Genomic DNA, 15931 nt, shown 5'->3' with positions numbered 1-15931 from the left:
TTAGGCTACGGCTCCCTCAGGCCGCCAGGCGGCGGCGCTTGTCTTCCAGGCCCTGGATCAGGTGGGCGAAGGCGTCGGCAAAAGCCTGAACGCCCTCGGCCTCCAGACGGTCGGTGACGCTCTCCAGGTCGATACCCAGATCGGGCAGACCCTGGATCAGGGCACGGGCCTGTTCCTGTCCTTCGCTCAGGGTCTGGGCCGGGGTGCCGTGATCCCGGAAGGCGTCATAGGTAGCCGGCGGCAGGGTGTTCACCGTTTCCGGGCCGATCAGCGAGTCCACGTAGAGCACATCGCTGTAATCCGGGTTCTTGGTGCCGGTGCTGGCCCACAGCAGCCGCTGGGGCTGGGCCCCGGCCCGAACCAGACGCTGCCAGCGTTCGCTGCCGCAGACCTGCTGGAAATGGGCATAGGCCAGCCTGGCATTGGCAATGGCCAGCAGGCCCTGCATGTGTTCCACCGGGCGGCCCTCGCGGATACGCTCTTCCAGGAGCGTGTCCAGGGCGGTATCCACCCGGCTGACGAAGAAGCTGGCCACCGAGGCAATGGAGGCCACGGGTTCGCCCCGCTCCAGGCGAGTCTCCAGGCCCTTGAGGAAGGACTCCAGCACCGCCTGATAGCGGGTGACGGAGAACAGCAGGGTGACGTTGACATTGACGCCGGCAGCAGTGAGCTGCTCGATGGCGGCCAGGCCGGGCAAGGTGCCGGGTACCTTGATCATGAGATTGGGACGATCCAGCCGGGCATGCAGCTCCAGGGCTTCGCGCACGGTGCTCTCGGCGTCGAAGGCCAGCTCCGGAGAGACTTCCAGGCTGACGAAGCCGTCACGCCCCACGGTGCGCCGGTAGGTCTCGGCAAAGGCATCGGCGGCGGCCTGCAGGTCGCGGATGGCAAGCTGGTAGAACAGGCCTTTGGTGGTCAGGTCCGGAGACTGCGCCAGACATTCCCGGATTGCGGTGTCATAGAGGTCGCTGCCGGTGATGGCCTTATCGAAAATGGCGGGGTTGGAGGTCAGGCCGCCCAGGCCGTCCTCCCGGATCAGGCGATCCAGTTCCCCGGAGGCCATGAGGTCACTGCGGATATAGTCGTACCAGACGCTCTGGCCCAATTCTCTCAAGCGAAGCAGCGGATTGTGTTCTGCCATTGTGTCCTCGCCGATGGCGGAAAAAATACATTGTAACCCCACATGGGGACCGGCTTAAGTATGGGTCTCGGCCACCTGATTGGCCAGACGGACGAACTCTTCCACTGACAGGGTTTCCGGGCGTCGGGCGGGGTCGATGTCCACCGCCGTCATGGCGGTGGGATCCGCCAGGCCCTGCAGGGCGTTGCGCAGGGTCTTGCGCCGGCGGGTGAAGCCCTGGTGGACCAGGGCGGCAAACAGGGCTTCGTCCCGGGCCGGGTAGGGCAGGGTATCCCAGGGCATCAGCCTGACCACGGCGGAATCCACCCGCGGCGGGGGGCGGAAGGCCCCCGGGCCGACATGGAACAGGGATTCGGTCCGGCAGCGATACTGCACCATGATCCCCAGCCGCCCGTATTCGGCCGTGCCGGGACGGGCAGTCAGCCGATCCACCACCTCCTTTTGCAGCAGGAAGTGCATGTCCTGGATGCCGTCGGCCCACTTCAGCAGGTGAAAGATCAGGGGCGTGGAGATGTTGTAGGGCAGGTTGCCGATCACCCGCAGCTTGCGGCCGGTGGGCACCGGCACTGCGCCGACATCGAACTTCAGGGCATCGGCGGCGTGCACGATGAGCTCACCGGCATCGGCATACTCCGTTTGCAGACGGGGAATCAGATCCCGGTCCAGTTCCACCACATGCAGTTGCCGACAGCGTTCCAGCACGGGTCGGGTGATGGCGCCCGTGCCGGGACCGATCTCCAGCAAGGTCTGCCCCGGACAGGGATCGATGGCCCCGACGATGCGCCGGATGACACCGGGGTCATGCAGGAAATGCTGGCCGAAACGTTTTCTGGGGGCGTGTTCCACTGGGCGCGGGGTCTCCGGAGGGTCTGTCAGCGGATGCAGCGATAGACGTCATAGCCCCGTCGCCCTTCCCGCAGGGGACCGCGGGGGACCAGGGTATCACCGCCCATCTCGGCGGCGGCATTGCGGGCGGCATGGTCCACTTCCTGGGCCAGCTTTTCCGGGGGACGCTTGAAGATGCCCACCTGCTCGGCCACCGTGGCGGAGGTGTTGCCGACCCGCTCGCACTGGGTCACATCCTGGGCATCCAGGATACGGACCCGTTCACCGCCGGGAGTGAGCTTGACGAAGGTACAGCCGCCCAGCATCAGGGCCAGGCTGAGTAGGGACAGGGTGCCGATGCGCATGGCTCGGGACATGGGTGATTCCTCGGGACGGATGGTCAGGATGCTCTTTGCAAGGATAGGTGGATGGCCAGGGACAGGGCCTCAAGGAAGCTGCCGACTTCGGCCCGGCCGGTACCGGCCAGTTCCAGGGCGGTGCCATGGTCTACCGAGGTGCGGATGATGGGCAGCCCCAGGGTGATGTTCACGGCCCGGCCAAAGCCCGCGTGCTTGAGTACCGGCAGTCCCTGGTCATGATACATGGCCAGCACCGCGTCCGCCTCGCGCAGATAGCGGTCGGTGAACAGGGTGTCGGCGGGCAGGGGGCCGCGCAGATCCATGCCCTCGGTGCGCAGCTGTTCCAGCACCGGGGTGATGATCCGGATCTCCTCGTCTCCCAGGTGGCCCCCTTCGCCCGCATGGGGGTTGAGGCCGCAGACCAGGATGCGGGGTCGGGCCAACCCGAACTGCTCGCGCAGGTCCTGGTGCAGTACTCGCAGCACGCTCAGGAGCCGTGCCGGCGTGATGGCGGCGGCCACCCTGGACAGGGGCAGATGGGTGGTGACCAGGGCGACCCGCAACTCACCGGCGGCCAGCAGCATCACCGGCATGGGGGCTCGGCAGCGTTCCGCCAGGAATTCCGTGTGGCCGGTGAAGGGGATGCCGGCGGTATTGATGACGCCCTTGTGTACAGGGCCCGTGACCAGGGCATCGAAGGTGCCGGCCAGGCAGCCGTCGGCCGCCCGACGCAGGGTCTGCAGCACATAGTCCCCGTTGGCCGGATCGAGATGACCGGCCCTGACGGGGTGGGCCACCTGGCAATCACCGACGATGCTCAGGCAACCCGCGCGATCGGTGTGGGGTGGGCTGTCCGGGTCAAAGGGCGTGAGGGTCAGAGGCAGTCCCAGATCCGCGGCCCGATCCTGCAGCACCAGGGGATCCGCGATCACGATCCGCTGGGCCGGACAGGGTTGCTGGGCCAGCATGGCCACCAGATCCGGTCCGATGCCCGCCGGCTCCCCCGGGGTGATGGCGATACGGGGTATGGGACGAGTCATTATCGTCCCCGCGGGCTGATCAGGGCCGTCGGATCCCCCGGGTTACGAGCGTCCAGGCGCAGTTCCACAAAGGACTCGTCCCGCAGTCGGCGCAGCCACAGTTCCAGTTCGTCGTCCCGCTTGCGGTCCCGGATGATCTCCCGAGCCTGGGCACGCATCAGCTCCCGGGAGCTGTCGTGATCCCGTCGTTCCAGCACCTCCAGGATGTGCCAGCCGAATGGGGAGCGGAAGGGTTCACTGATGCGTCCCGGCGGCAGCCGGTTCATGACGTCCTCGAACTGGGGTACCAGGTCACCCGGGTCGGTCCAGCCCAGTTCGCCGCCCCGCAGGGCGCTGCCCCGATCGTCGGAATGGGCACGGGCCAGTTCAGCGAAGTCGGCGCCGTCTTCGATGCGGCTGCGCAGGCTGGAGAGGCGCTCGAAGGCCTCATCGTTGCTCAGCACTTCGGTGGGCGTGATGAGGATATGGCGCACCTGGGTCTGGCGGACCTGGGTACGGGTGCCGCCCCGCCGCTCCGCCAGTTTGATGATGTGGAATCCGGAGGGAGAGCGGATGACCTCGCTGACTTCGCCTTCCCGCATCAGCACCACGTGCCGGGCGAACAGGGTGGGGACCTGGGCGGCGCTGCGCCAGCCCAGGTCACCGCCGTCCAGGGCGTGCCGGCCGGCGGATTCCCGCAGGGCCAGGGCGGTGAAGTCGGCCCCGGCGGCAGCTTCCTCGCGGATCTTCCGGGCCTGTTCCCGGGCCGCCTGGATCCTGTCGGGGGTTGCCCCTTCGGGGAGGGAAATCAGCAGATGCAGCAGGCGGTATTCCACGTCCCTGTCGATGGCACCGCTTTCGCTGGCAATCAGGTCGTCGATCTCCTGTTCGCTGACCTGGATGCGGCTGTCCACCTGCCGGCGGCGTAGCTGCGAGATGGCCAGTTCATTGCGGATCTGTTCCCGGAAGGCCGGAAAATCCATGCCGTCGGCCACCAGCCGGTCACGGAACTCGGTCAGGGTCATGCGGTTTTCCCGGGCGATGTTCTCCATTGCGTTATTGAGGGTGATGTCGTCGATGCGGATGCCGATGCGGCGCGCTTCCTGCAATTGCAGGCGCTCCAGGATCAGGCGGTCCAGCACCGGGCGCACCAGCGCATCACGCGGCGGGGCCTGCCCGTCACGGGCCGCCAGTTGCTGCCCGATCTCATCCATGCGCTGTTGCAGTTCGCTCTGCATGATGACGTCTTCTTCCACCACGGCGATGATCCGGTCCATCAGTCGCCCGTCTTCCGGTGAGGGTGTCTGGGCGCCGATGCCCAAGGACCAGGTCAGCGCCACGAGTATCAGCAGTTTAGTAATCAGTTTCATAACCCAGCACGCCCTCGCTCAGCAGGTCACCCAGGCCGGTGCCCAGACTGCCGAGCCCTTTGAGGATAAGTTGAAAATAAATGCCGTCATTGTACTCATCCCGGGCGCCGTCGTTGAGGTAACGGCGGGAGACGAGGCGGAAGGCCCAGCAGCAGCTCTTATATTCCAGGCCTGCCAGGACTTCCAGGTCCCGGTTATCCTCCAGGCTGTAGGCCCAGCGCCCCACCACGTCCCAGTGACGGGACAGGGGCCAGGCAAACGAGAGATCGGCCTGTTCCAGGAGGTCTTCCCGGTAACGGTGACTCAGGTTGATCACGCGCCGTCCATCCACCCGGTATTGCAGAAGAGCGGAAGAACGCTCCATTTGTTCCCGTCGCGGGTCCCATTGGGCGCCGGCGCGGGTGCGCCAGCGATCCCCCAGGCGCGCCGCCATTTCGGCGACCATGGAGGAACTGTCGGCGGTTTCGGCGCGGCCTTCCTCGCGCAGCGTCACCCGGCGATCATCAAAGTAGTGGATCTGCCCCAGGCTGACCCGCAGACGTTCCTCGCCGGAGCGGCCGTCGATGATGCGGGTGGTGAGGCCCGTAGTGAGCTGATCGGCATCGGCGACCCGGTCCGGGCCGCTGAAGCGATGATCCCGAAACAGCTGATCAAAGCTGAAATCGAACTGGGCGGTATCGAACAGAGGGATGTCATCCTGATCCCGGCGGGGGGTGTAGAGATAGTACAACCGCGGCTCCAGGGTCTGGATGTTCCCGCTTTCCAGCGGGCGTTCCAGGAATAGTCCGGCATCCAGGCTGGCGATGGGCAGCGCTCGGGTCAGGTTGCTGTCGACATCGGCGGGCTGGTCGTCCAGGTCATAATGGGTGACGCGGTATTTCAGGCTCGGGGTTACGAACCAGGCGGCCCCGTGCATGGGGCGGCTGATCTCCGGCATCAGATCCGTGCGCCGGGCGGTGACGCTGTCATCCCGCTCGAAGGCGACCCATTCGGCGCGCAGGCGATAGTCGAATCCACCCGCCTGCCAGGGCCAGCGGCCCTGGTAGAGCAGCTGGGGCAGCCGTTTGTAGGGACGGCTGGTGCTGGAGAGGGTCTCGTCCACGATCTGGAAATCCTGCACCCGCCCCAGCAGCGTCCAGCCCTGGCCGGCGTAGACAAGGTCCGCCCGCCGTTCCAGATGGGTGATGCTGGTATCGTCCAGGGAGTCACCCAGGTCGCGGAAGTAGCGGTCGTCCGAGACGTCGCTGCCCGTTGTGTGAAAGTGCAGCCGGGGACTGATGCGCCAGTGGTGGTCCCAGGCCACCAGGGTGCGGTCTTCGCCATAGCTCGTGTCGTTGGGCAGGTAATCCAGCTGGATCCGGCCTCGGTTGCTGGGGTTCAGGTAGCGGAACTCGGACATCAGCATGGCGCCCCGGCTGTCCATCAGGCGCAGGCCCAGGGTGGCATCCCGGTGGGGTGCCAGGTTCAGATAGAACGGGATCAGCAGATCCGCGCCGGTGTTGTCCGAGGTCCCGAAGCTGGGTGGCAGCAGGCCGGACTTGCGGCGATCATCGATGGGAAAGGTGATCCACGGCGTATAGAACAGGGGCACCCCCTGAAAGCGCAGGAGGACGCCCCTGGCCGTGCCTTGGCCACTGTCCTGATTCAGCTGTACATGGCGCGCACTGAGCAGCCAGTGGTCCCGGCCGGGGTCGCAGGTGGTGTAAGTGGCCTCCTGAAGATACAGCGTGTTGTGACCGCGGGGTTCCAGAGCCTTCGCTTCACCCCGGGCATGACGGGGGTCAAAGCGGTAGCGGGCATGCTCGAAACGGCCGGTCTCCGTGTCCAGATGCAGAAAACCGCCCGGGCTTTCGAAGAAGAGTCCCGTATCGGTCTGAAAACGCACATTGCCTTCGGTTTCCAGGAAGGATCGACTTTCCTCGTAGGTGATGCGATCCGCCCGCAGCATGCGGCCCTGGTCATAGAGCGCGACGTTGCCCTCCAGGCGGGAGATCCCGTCCCGGTCAATGAAGGCGCTGTCGGCGAAGAAGCGGGTCTGATCGTCCCGGGGGAACGGGTACTCCAGGGATTCCGGCTGGTAGCGGCACAGGGACCAGTCATTCGCCTGGACCGTGGTGACGCAGCAGGTCATGAGCAGGCAGCAGGAGAGAAGCTTGCGAGGGTTCATGCGCGCTGGTGCGCCTGAACCACCGGGAAGAGGCCGGGTGGCGTGGTGCCTAGATGAATTGCGCTGGAATGCATGGGGACCGGGGAGACATCGGGGTGAGATGACCCCGAGACACCCGGAGTGTGTCTCGGGGCGGAGCACGTCCTTACTTGCGGCAGGACTCCAGCACCTCGGAGACCGCCTTGTAGATGGACTCGATCTCACCTTCACCCTTCACTGTCTGCAGCAGGCTGCGTTCGCTGTAATACTGCACCAGGGGGCGGGTCTGCTCTTCGTAGACCTTGAGACGCTTGCCGATGGTTTCTTCGTTGTCGTCCGCGCGGTGGGTGAGTTCACCGCCGCAGACATCGCACACGTTTTCCTTCCGGGAAGGGTTGGTGTGACGGTTGAAGACGGCGCCGCAGGAGCCGCAGGTCTGGCGGCCGGTGAGGCGCTGCATCAGATTGTCGAAGTCCACGTCGATGAGCAGCGCCACATCCAGCGGCTTGCCCAGTTCCTTGAGCAGGTCGTCCAGCGCCCCGGCCTGGGCCAGGTTGCGGGGGAACCCGTCCAGGATGTAGCCCTGCTGAGTGTCGGGCATGGCCAGGCGTTCGCGGATCATGCCCAGGACGATATCATCCGTCACGAGCTGGCCGGCATCCATGGCGGCCTTGGCTTGCCGGCCCAGGGGCGTTCCGGCGGAAACGGCAGCGCGCAGGAGATCCCCGGTGGAGATCTGAGGCACCTTGTAGCGCTCCATGATCAGCTTGGACTGGGTCCCCTTGCCGGATCCCGGTGCGCCCAGAAGCACGATACGCATGGCATTTCCTCTTTAGAATAATAGGCGTGTATCAGATGGGTTATAAAGACATTAGGCCGAAACTTATACCTGCTCAAGCGCCCGGCACGCAAGCACTCCCCCCTGGGAGGTGGCTTTTCGCCGGCCGGGTTGCCGTTATAATGCCGCCTCCTGATCCACAACCCCCTTGGGCCTGATCCAATGAATATTGACAAGATCTCCGCAGGCAAAGACCTGCCCAACGACATCAACGTGATCATCGAGATTCCTGCGTATGCCTCGCCGGTCAAGTACGAGGTGGACAAGGACAGCGGTGCCCTGCTGGTGGATCGTTTCATGGCCAGCCCCATGTTCTACCCCTGCAACTACGGTTTCGTGCCCCACACCCTGTCCGATGACGGTGATCCGGTGGACGTGCTGGTGATGACCCCCTTCCCGGTGGTCAGCGGCAGCGTGATTCGTTGCCGTCCCGTGGGCATGCTAAAGATGACCGACGAGGCGGGCGAGGACGCCAAGCTGCTGGCGGTGCCCGTGTCCAAGCTGTCCCGGGAATATGATCACATCCAGGGCCCCGACGACGTCCCCGCCCTCCTGCTGGACCAGATCAAGCACTTCTTCGAGCATTACAAGGAACTGGAACCCGGCAAGTGGGTGAAGGTCGAAGGCTGGGTCGGCGTTGATGAGGCCAAGGCCGAGATCGAGAGTTCCGTCAAGCGCCATCAGGCCCAGGCCTGATCTCGGCGGTGGGGTGGCTGCGGCCTCCCCACCGCTTTTGCCCACTTAACTTCAGGCACGCCGGCCCTCGCAACCTCCTCCTGCCCGTGTGGCCATGAGTCTTCCGGATCAAGGGCATGTCGTCGCGTCAACCCATCAAGAATCATCACCTGGAACAGCGGCTGTTCCTGGCCCGAGTCATTACCCTGGGCGTCATCATCGTTCTGCTGTTTGGTCTTGTCGGGGTGCGGCTGACGCAGCTGCAGGTGCTCAACCATTCCCATTTTTCGACCCTGTCCCAGAGCAACCGGGTGCGTCTGGAAGCCCTGCCACCCCCCCGGGGGCTGATCTATGACCGTAACGGGGTGGTGCTGGCAGAGAATCGTCCGGCCTATCAGCTGGAGGTGACCCTGGAGCAGGTGGAGAACCTGCAGGACACCCTTGACCGGCTTTCGGCGTTGCTGGATCTGGAGTCGGCCGAGATCGAGCGGTTTCGCCGCTCACTGCGGGGCAAGCGCCCCTTCCAGGCGGTCCCCTTGAAGCTCAATCTCACGGACGAGGAACTGGCCAACTTCGCCGTCAATCGGCATCTGTTCCCCGGCGTGGACGTGCAGGCCCGGGTGGCGCGCCATTATCCCCATGGCGACGCCTTGGCCCATGTCATCGGCTATGTGGGGCGCATTGATGAGCGGGAGCTGGCCCGCATCGATACCCGGCGCTACGCCGGCACCAGCCATATCGGCAAGCTGGGGATCGAACGCTATTATGAGGATCAGCTGCACGGTCAGGTGGGCTTCCAGAAGGTGGAGGTGAACGCCCAGGGTCGTATGCTGCGGGTCCTGGAGCGGGAGCCGCCAGCGCCGGGGCGTGATCTGGTGCTGAGCCTGGACGTGCGTCTGCAGGCCGTGGCCCAGGAGGCCCTGGACGGTATGGCCGGCGCCATCGTGGCCATGGACCCCCGCAACGGCGAGGTCCTGGCCATGGTCAGCATGCCCACCTTCGACCCCAACCTGTTCGTGCACGGGATTCCGGCCCGCACCTTCCAGGAGCTGCGCAACAATCGGCGCCAGCCCCTGTTCAATCGCGCCCTGTCGGGCCAGTACCCGCCCGGTTCCACCCTGAAAATGCTGGTGGGCCTGGCGGGGCTGGAGCATGGCGTGATCCGCGCGGATCGACAGATGTTCGCCGCCGGCTACTACACCCTGCCCAACGATACCCGACGCTACCGGGACTGGCGGCGGTACGGCCATGGCTGGGTGGACCTGGACAAGGCCATCACCCAGTCATCGGACGTGTACTTCTACGACATGTCCTATCGACTGGGGATCGACCGCATGTCGGAATTCCTGGGGCGCTTCGGGGTGGGGGAGGCCACGGGCATCGACAGCACCGGCGAGCGTCGCGGCCTGCTGCCCAGCCGTGAGTGGAAACGGGGTGCGCAGGGCATGCCCTGGTTCCCCGGCGAAACCCTGATCACCGCCATCGGGCAGGGGTACATGCTGGCCACCCCCATGCAGATGGCCTCCATCAGCAGCACCCTGGCCATGCGCGGCCAGCGGGTGCGTCCCCATCTGCTGCGTGGCATGCTGGGTGAAGACGGTGAGGAGCTGCATGTGGCCGAGCCGGAATTCCTCAGCCCGGTGCAGGTGAGCCGTGCGGAACACTGGGGTCAGGTCCTGACCCCGATGGAGCACGTCATGCACCGGAGCAACGGCACGGCTTATCAGTCGGCAGGACGGGACGCCCCCTACCGCATCGCCGGCAAGACCGGGACCTCGCAGGTGTTCGGGCTGGCGGATGATGAGGAATATGACGAGGCAACGGTGGCCAAGCACCTGCGTGATCATGCCCTGTTCATCGGTTTCGCCCCGGCGGATGAACCCCGGATTGCGATAGCGGTGCTGGTGGAGAACGGCGGCAGCGGTGGCCGGGTGGCGGCGCCGGTGGCCCGTAAGGTGATGGACTATTTCATGCTGGAGATGACCCCCTGATGCTGAACGGCACCGCGGAAGAGCACGGTCTGGGGCGCGCCATTGTCCGTGCCCTGCACCTGGACCTGTTGTTGCTGGGGGGGGTGGCCCTGTTGCTGGCCATGGGTTTTGTCGTGCTCTACAGCGCCAGCGGTGAAAATCTGGATACCCTGTATCGGCAGGGGGTGCGGGTAGGCATTGCCTTTACCATACTGATGGTGATGGCGCAGATCTCGGCGCACCATCTGCGCCAATGGTCGCCCTGGGTGTATGCCGCCGGGGTCCTGTTGCTGCTGGCGGTGATGTTCTTTGGTGAGGTGGGCAAGGGCGCGCAGCGGTGGCTGGATCTGGGGGTCGTGCGGTTTCAGCCTTCCGAATTCATGAAGATCGCCGTGCCCATGGTGGTGGCCTGGTATTTCGCCGATCGACCGCTGCCGCCCCGGTTCGTGGAAGTCGTGGCGGCGGGTCTGCTGGTGCTGGTGCCGTCGGTGCTGATCGCCAAGCAGCCGGACCTGGGCACCGCCTTGCTGGTGGCGGGTTCCGGCCTGGTGATCATCTTTCTTGCCGGGGTGCGCTGGCGCATCCTCATGGGACTGGGGGCCCTGGCCATGGTGGCGGCGCCGGTGCTGTGGCATTTCATGCAGGATTATCAGCGGCGGCGGGTACTCACGCTGCTGAACCCGGAGAGTGATCCCCTGGGGGCCGGCTATCACATCATCCAGTCCAAGATCGCCATCGGCTCCGGGGGGCTGTACGGCAAGGGCTGGCTCAACGGCACCCAGTCCCAGCTGGAGTTCCTGCCGGAGCGCTCCACCGACTTCATCTTCGCCGTCTATGCCGAGGAGTTCGGTCTGATGGGCATCCTGCTGTTGCTGGCCCTTTACCTGTTGGTGATCCTGCGCGGGCTGACCATCGCCCTGCGGGCCCAGGACACCTATTCGCGTCTGCTGGCAGGAAGTCTGAGCTTCACCTTCTTTGTCTACGTGTTCGTCAATACGGGCATGGTGGTGGGGCTGCTGCCGGTGGTGGGGGTCCCCTTGCCCCTGTTCAGTTACGGCGGTACGTCCATGGTGACCCTGATGGCGGCTTTCGGTATTCTGATGTCCATCAACTCCCACCGCAGACTACTCGCCCGATGACCTTCCTGTGCGCTTCCCCGGTGCCTTTCCACCGTCGTATGTCTTCCCTGCTGCTGGCAGCGTTGCTGCTGGGCGCCTGTGCCGCAGCCGGGGCCAATCCCCGTGGCCTGGTGGCCGGTGACCCGCCGTACCTTGAGCGCGGCGATGTCCGGGAGTTCATCAGTACCCTGGCCAGGGAGGATGGCTTCGATGCCCGCGAGCTGGAGCGGCTGTTTGCCGAGGCCAGGCCGCAGCAGCGGATCCTGGATCTGATCTCCACCCCGGCCGAGGCCCGTCCCTGGAAGGACTACCGGCCGATCTTCCTCACCGAACAGCGGATCCGTGCCGGGGAGCGTTTCTGGCAGGAGCATGAAGCGACCATCCTGCGCGCCCAGGAGACCTTCCAGGTCAACGCGGAGATCATCGTGGCGATCATCGGCGTGGAAACCTTCTACGGCCGCCATCAGGGGACCTTTCCGGTGGTGGATGCCCTGGTGACCCTGGGCTTTGACTATCCGCCCCGGGCGAACTTCTTCCGCTCCGAACTGCGTCACTACCTGCACCTGGTGCGAGAGGAAGGGCTGGACCTGCGGGAAACGCTCGGTTCCTACGCCGGAGCCATGGGGCGGGGGCAGTTCATTTCTTCCAGCTACCGGGAATATGCCGTGGATTTCAGCGGCGACGGTCGCCGTGATTTGCTCAACTCCTGGCCCGATGCCATCGGCAGCGTGGCCAACTATTTCCGTCGGCATCACTGGGTCATGGGAGAACCCGTGGTGGTGCGCGCCCGGGTGGAGGGGGATGCCTACAAATCCCTGATGGGGAGCGGCTATCAGGCCCGCCATGACATTGATGAGCTGGCCCGCCACGGCATCGTGCCGGAAGGCCGCGTGGCACCGGATGCCCGCTTCTCGGTGATAGAGCTGCAGGCGGAGGAGGGGACCCAGGTCTGGCTGGGCTATGAGAATTTCTATGTCATCACCCGGTATAACCGCAGTCCGCTCTATGCCATGGCGGTATATGAGCTGGCGCGGGAGATTCGCAAGGCCCGGGAGCAGGCCCTGGCGGATGGTGGGGCGCGGTGACCAGGCAGGTTGCCCTGCGTCTTCTGCCGGCGGTCTTGCTGGCGCTGACCCTGGCCGCCTGCAGCAGTAGCCGTGGTCCCGGCCCCGCCGGTCCCGGCTACACACCTGAAGAGCGGGATGGCGCCCCTCATCCCGGCAGGATTCCGGACCTGTCCCGGGTGCCTGAGCCGGTGCCCCGGGTGGAGCCCCCGAGCCGTTACGGTAATCCGGCGTCCTACGTGGTGTTCGGGCGCCGCTATACCACCCTGGACAGTGCCGAGGGCTACCGCGAACGCGGCGTGGCCTCCTGGTACGGGACCAAGTTCCATGGCCGGCGCACCTCCAGCGGCGAGCCCTATGACATGTTCGCCATGACGGCGGCCCACACGTCATTGCCGCTGCCCACCTATGCGCGGGTGACCAATCTGGAGAACGGCCGCAGCGTGGTGGTGCGGGTGAATGACCGAGGACCGTTCGTGGACAATCGCATCATTGATCTTTCTTATGCGGCGGCCCATCGTATCGGCATGCTGGGTGAGGGGACGGCACGGGTGGAGGTCAAGGCCCTGATCCCCGAGCCGTCCCGTCCCGAGGTCATGCAGGCCGGGTGGGCGGGGCAGGACGCTCCGGCCGGCCAGGTTGAATCCGACCCGGGCGAGCCCGTTTTTCTGCAGGTGGGCGCCTTTTCCAGCCGCGTGAATGCGGAACGGTTGCGTGACCGCCTGAATGCCCGCCTTGAGCAGGTGGCCGTCCTGGAGGGCGGGCAGGCCGATACCCCCCTTTACCGGGTGCGTGTCGGCCCTCTGTCGGATGTCCGCAGCAAGCGGGAGACGGTCCGCATCCTGCAGTCCATGGGGCTTGGAGATTATCGGGTCGTCACCGATTGAACCCCTTCGCATCCGGGGTGTCCCTGGTATGTTACCCTTCTCGATCCGAATATCCATTCTGTCGGTTTTTCAGCCCCTGAAGATGCCATGATGCCAAGACTCGTCGTCAGCGTTCTGTTGCTTGCCCTCCTGTTGCCCGGACTGGCCGGCGCCAACCTGCGTGTCTCCCCCCCCTCGGACCTGACCGCCCGCAACTACGTGGTGCTGGATGCGGTCAGCGGTATGGTGCTTGCCGAGCGTGCCGCCAATGAGCGGGTGGAGCCCGCCAGTCTCACCAAGATCATGACCGCCTATATCGTCTTCAAGGAATTGCAGGATGGTCGCCTGACCCTGAACGAACGGGTGGATGTGAGCGAGCGCGCCTGGCGTACCGGCATGCGCGGTGCGTCGCGCATGTTCATCGAGGTGAATACCCAGGTCGGGGTCGAGGAACTGATCCGGGGCATGATCGTTCAGTCCGGCAACGATGCCTGCGTCGCCCTGGCGGAGCGCATTGCCGGTACCGAAGGCGCTTTCGTGGACATGATGAATGCCCAGGCCCGCGCCCTGGGGATGTACGATACCGAGTTCCAGAACAGCCATGGGCTGCCCAGTGATACGCCCCAGTACACCACGGCCCAGGACATTGCCGTGCTGATGCAGGCCCTGATCCGGAATTTCCCCGAATACTATTCCTATTACTCCGAGCGCAGTTTCACCTTCAACGGCATCTCCCAGTCCAACCGCAATATCCTGCTGTGGCGGGACGATGCCGTGGATGGGGGCAAGACCGGCTGGACCAGCACTGCCGGTTACAACCTGGTGTCTTCCGCACAGCGGGACGGCATGCGCCTGGTGGCTTCCGTCATGGGGATCCAGGCCGCCGACCATGAGCAGGGGGGGCGAGTCCGCGCCAACGAGTCCCAGGCCCTGTTCAACTGGGGCTTCAGGCAGTTCGAGGGCCACAAGCTCTATGATGGCGGGCTGGCCCTGACCGAGGCCCGGGTCTACAAGGGAGAGCAGAACCGGGTTCCCCTGGGTCTGGTGGAGGATCTTCATGTGACCATTCCCCGCGGCGGTTATGATCGTCTCCAGGCGGAGATTTCCCTGGGCAGCAAGCTGGAAGCCCCCATTGAGCAGGGACGGGCCTATGGCGAACTGCGCATCATGCTGGATGGGGAGCCTCTGCGGGTCCTGCCCTTGGTGGCCTTGCAGGGGGTTGATGATGGCGGCCTGTTCCGGCGTCTGATCGACAGTGCCTGGATGTGGGTTCGCTAAGGATGTTCTGAGCAAGTCATCCCCGCGCAAACGGGGATCCAGTCACGGAATGGATCTTCTGGGCTCCCGCCTTCGCGGGAGTGACGGCACGGGGGCTTTTTCAGTGTTTCCCTAAACCTTCGGTTGGTTCAAGACATGATCATCTATCTCAATGGCGAGTTCGTGCCGGAAGCCCAGGCCCGGGTGTCCGTGTTCGATCGGGGCTTTCTGTTCGGTGACGGGATCTACGAGGTGATCCCGGTCTTCGGTGGGCATCCGTTGCGCCTGACAGAGCATCTGGAACGTCTGGAGCGCAGTCTGGCCGAGGTGCGCATCGACAACCCGCATGACCGGACGGGCTGGAAGGGCCTGTTCATGACCCTCTTGGAGAAGAATCCGGGTGGGGACCGCAGTCTCTATGTCCAGGTGACCCGGGGCGTGGCCCGTCGTGACCACGCCTTCCCGTCCGGTGTCCGGCCCACGGTCTTTGCCATGGTCAATCCCATTGCGCCCCCTAACCCGGCGGTGCTGGAGCAGGGGGTGGCCGCGGTGGTGATCGCCGACCATCGCTGGTCCCGCTGCGATATCAAGGCCATCACCCTGCTGCCCAACGTGCTGGCCCGTCAGGAGGCCCTGGATTCCGGGGCGACGGAAGCCATCCTGATCCGTCAGGGACTGGCGACGGAAGGTGCCGCGAGCAACCTGTTCGCGGTGGGGGACGGCGTCATCGTCACCCCGCCCAAAGACCGTTCTCTCCTGCCCGGCATCACCCGGGACCTGGTGCTGGAACTGGCCCAGGACGCCGGCTTGCCGGTGATGGAATCGGCCATTCCGGAACAGTCGCTGCGGGCGGCCGAGGAGATCTGGCTGACCAGTTCCACCCGGGAGATTCTGCCCGTGACCCGCCTGGACGGCCGACCGGTGGGCGCGGGCGTCCCCGGCCCCGTCTGGCGGCGGCTGCATGGCTTGTATCAGGATTACAAGGCTCGACTGCGGGAGGGCGTGTGATGCAAAAGCCCGAAGAAATGGGATTGCAGTTTCCCTGTCAGTTCCCGGTGAAGGTTTTCGGTGCCTCGGTGCCGGAGCTGGGAGAGCGGGTACGGGTCATCGTCGGCAAGCATGTGCCGGATATCCGGGAGTCGGATTTTTCCGTGCGTGCTTCCAAGGGGGGGCGCTACCAGGCCATCACCATCCGTGTCCATGCCCAAAGCCAGGCCCAGATGGACGCCCTCTATCTTGAACTCAGCGCCTGTGAGCTGGTGCAGATGACCCTCTGAGCCTGT

General features: G+C 65.0%; 15 protein-coding genes. 8 read left to right on the top strand and 7 right to left on the bottom strand.

The annotated features are described in order from the left end of the window. Positions 1 to 16: 16 nt before the first annotated feature. The 7 genes from tal to LQ956_RS01140 all read right to left on the bottom strand — a co-directional run bounded on the left by tal (position 17) and on the right by LQ956_RS01140 (position 7680). Positions 17 to 1141 (bottom strand): transaldolase, encoded by a 1125-nt coding sequence (tal, locus tag LQ956_RS01170; protein WP_238629202.1) that lies wholly within the window; start codon positions 1139 to 1141, stop codon positions 17 to 19. Between the two features lie 54 nt (positions 1142 to 1195). After that, on the bottom strand, positions 1196 to 1987 hold the full coding sequence (rsmA, locus tag LQ956_RS01165; protein WP_238621342.1) for a 16S rRNA (adenine(1518)-N(6)/adenine(1519)-N(6))-dimethyltransferase RsmA: 792 nt from the start codon (positions 1985 to 1987) through the stop codon (positions 1196 to 1198). A 26-nt stretch (positions 1988 to 2013) separates the two neighbouring features. Next, a complete protein-coding gene (locus tag LQ956_RS01160; protein ID WP_238629201.1) occupies positions 2014 to 2343 on the bottom strand; it encodes a DUF4156 domain-containing protein in 330 nt (109 codons plus the stop codon). 23 nt (positions 2344 to 2366) lie between these two features. Next, the gene (gene pdxA, locus LQ956_RS01155; protein ID WP_238621340.1) at positions 2367 to 3365 is read right to left on the bottom strand and encodes a 4-hydroxythreonine-4-phosphate dehydrogenase PdxA; all 999 of its coding nucleotides are present in this window, start codon (positions 3363 to 3365) and stop codon (positions 2367 to 2369) included. After that, positions 3365 to 4714, bottom strand: a complete 1350-nt coding sequence (locus LQ956_RS01150) for a peptidylprolyl isomerase (RefSeq protein ID WP_238629200.1) — start codon at positions 4712 to 4714, stop codon at positions 3365 to 3367. The genes pdxA and LQ956_RS01150 overlap by 1 nt, the downstream gene beginning before the upstream one ends. Further along, entirely contained in the window at positions 4698 to 6881 is a 2184-nt protein-coding gene (locus LQ956_RS01145; protein ID WP_238621338.1) for an LPS-assembly protein LptD, read from the bottom strand. Before LQ956_RS01145 ends, LQ956_RS01150 begins: the two co-directional genes overlap by 17 nt. Before the next feature lie 145 nt (positions 6882 to 7026). After that, positions 7027 to 7680, bottom strand: coding sequence for an adenylate kinase (locus LQ956_RS01140; protein ID WP_238621337.1), 654 nt, complete (start codon positions 7678 to 7680; stop codon positions 7027 to 7029). Between the two features lie 180 nt (positions 7681 to 7860). Between LQ956_RS01140 and ppa the strand changes: the two genes are divergently transcribed. The 8 genes from ppa (at position 7861) to LQ956_RS01100 (ending at position 15925) form a co-directional block, all read left to right on the top strand. Next, positions 7861 to 8394: an inorganic diphosphatase gene (gene ppa, locus LQ956_RS01135; RefSeq protein ID WP_238621336.1), complete on the top strand. Its 534-nt coding sequence runs from the start codon at positions 7861 to 7863 to the stop codon at positions 8392 to 8394. Positions 8395 to 8510: 116 nt separating this feature from the next. Then, the gene (mrdA, locus tag LQ956_RS01130; protein WP_238629199.1) at positions 8511 to 10364 is read left to right on the top strand and encodes a penicillin-binding protein 2; all 1854 of its coding nucleotides are present in this window, start codon (positions 8511 to 8513) and stop codon (positions 10362 to 10364) included. Further along, complete coding sequence (gene rodA, locus LQ956_RS01125) at positions 10364 to 11482, top strand: rod shape-determining protein RodA (protein ID WP_238621334.1); 1119 nt, start codon at positions 10364 to 10366, stop codon at positions 11480 to 11482. Before mrdA ends, rodA begins: the two co-directional genes overlap by 1 nt. Then, on the top strand, positions 11479 to 12546 hold the full coding sequence (gene mltB, locus LQ956_RS01120; protein WP_430733382.1) for a lytic murein transglycosylase B: 1068 nt from the start codon (positions 11479 to 11481) through the stop codon (positions 12544 to 12546). Before rodA ends, mltB begins: the two co-directional genes overlap by 4 nt. After that, a complete protein-coding gene (locus LQ956_RS01115; protein ID WP_238629197.1) occupies positions 12543 to 13412 on the top strand; it encodes a septal ring lytic transglycosylase RlpA family protein in 870 nt (289 codons plus the stop codon). Before mltB ends, LQ956_RS01115 begins: the two co-directional genes overlap by 4 nt. A gap of 87 nt (positions 13413 to 13499) precedes the next feature. Beyond that, the gene (locus tag LQ956_RS01110; protein ID WP_238621331.1) at positions 13500 to 14669 is read left to right on the top strand and encodes a D-alanyl-D-alanine carboxypeptidase family protein; all 1170 of its coding nucleotides are present in this window, start codon (positions 13500 to 13502) and stop codon (positions 14667 to 14669) included. Between the two features lie 135 nt (positions 14670 to 14804). Continuing rightward, positions 14805 to 15656, top strand: coding sequence for a D-amino acid aminotransferase (locus LQ956_RS01105; RefSeq protein ID WP_238629195.1), 852 nt, complete (start codon positions 14805 to 14807; stop codon positions 15654 to 15656). Beyond that, positions 15656 to 15925 (top strand): YbeD family protein, encoded by a 270-nt coding sequence (locus LQ956_RS01100; RefSeq protein ID WP_238621329.1) that lies wholly within the window; start codon positions 15656 to 15658, stop codon positions 15923 to 15925. Before LQ956_RS01105 ends, LQ956_RS01100 begins: the two co-directional genes overlap by 1 nt. The last annotated feature ends 6 nt before the right edge of the window (positions 15926 to 15931 follow it).

The sequence above is a fragment of the Ectothiorhodospira lacustris genome, from assembly GCF_022227845.1.
GTDB lineage: Bacteria > Pseudomonadota > Gammaproteobacteria > Ectothiorhodospirales > Ectothiorhodospiraceae > Ectothiorhodospira > Ectothiorhodospira lacustris.
The sequence above is the reverse complement of the archived record's forward strand: the minus strand, read 5'-3'. Positions and strand labels throughout refer to the sequence as shown.

Coding starts and splice junctions, on each gene's coding strand:
- LQ956_RS01150 (WP_238629200.1), bottom strand. CDS start 4,714: ATGAAACTGATTACTAAACTGCTGATACTCGTGGCGCTGACCTGGTCC.
- LQ956_RS01100 (WP_238621329.1), top strand. CDS start 15,656: ATGCAAAAGCCCGAAGAAATGGGATTGCAGTTTCCCTGTCAGTTCCCG.
- mltB (WP_430733382.1), top strand. CDS start 11,479: ATGACCTTCCTGTGCGCTTCCCCGGTGCCTTTCCACCGTCGTATGTCT.
- LQ956_RS01110 (WP_238621331.1), top strand. CDS start 13,500: ATGATGCCAAGACTCGTCGTCAGCGTTCTGTTGCTTGCCCTCCTGTTG.
- LQ956_RS01145 (WP_238621338.1), bottom strand. CDS start 6,881: ATGAACCCTCGCAAGCTTCTCTCCTGCTGCCTGCTCATGACCTGCTGC.
- tal (WP_238629202.1), bottom strand. CDS start 1,141: ATGGCAGAACACAATCCGCTGCTTCGCTTGAGAGAATTGGGCCAGAGC.
- LQ956_RS01105 (WP_238629195.1), top strand. CDS start 14,805: ATGATCATCTATCTCAATGGCGAGTTCGTGCCGGAAGCCCAGGCCCGG.
- mrdA (WP_238629199.1), top strand. CDS start 8,511: ATGTCGTCGCGTCAACCCATCAAGAATCATCACCTGGAACAGCGGCTG.
- LQ956_RS01140 (WP_238621337.1), bottom strand. CDS start 7,680: ATGCGTATCGTGCTTCTGGGCGCACCGGGATCCGGCAAGGGGACCCAG.
- ppa (WP_238621336.1), top strand. CDS start 7,861: ATGAATATTGACAAGATCTCCGCAGGCAAAGACCTGCCCAACGACATC.
- LQ956_RS01160 (WP_238629201.1), bottom strand. CDS start 2,343: ATGTCCCGAGCCATGCGCATCGGCACCCTGTCCCTACTCAGCCTGGCC.
- pdxA (WP_238621340.1), bottom strand. CDS start 3,365: ATGACTCGTCCCATACCCCGTATCGCCATCACCCCGGGGGAGCCGGCG.
- rodA (WP_238621334.1), top strand. CDS start 10,364: ATGCTGAACGGCACCGCGGAAGAGCACGGTCTGGGGCGCGCCATTGTC.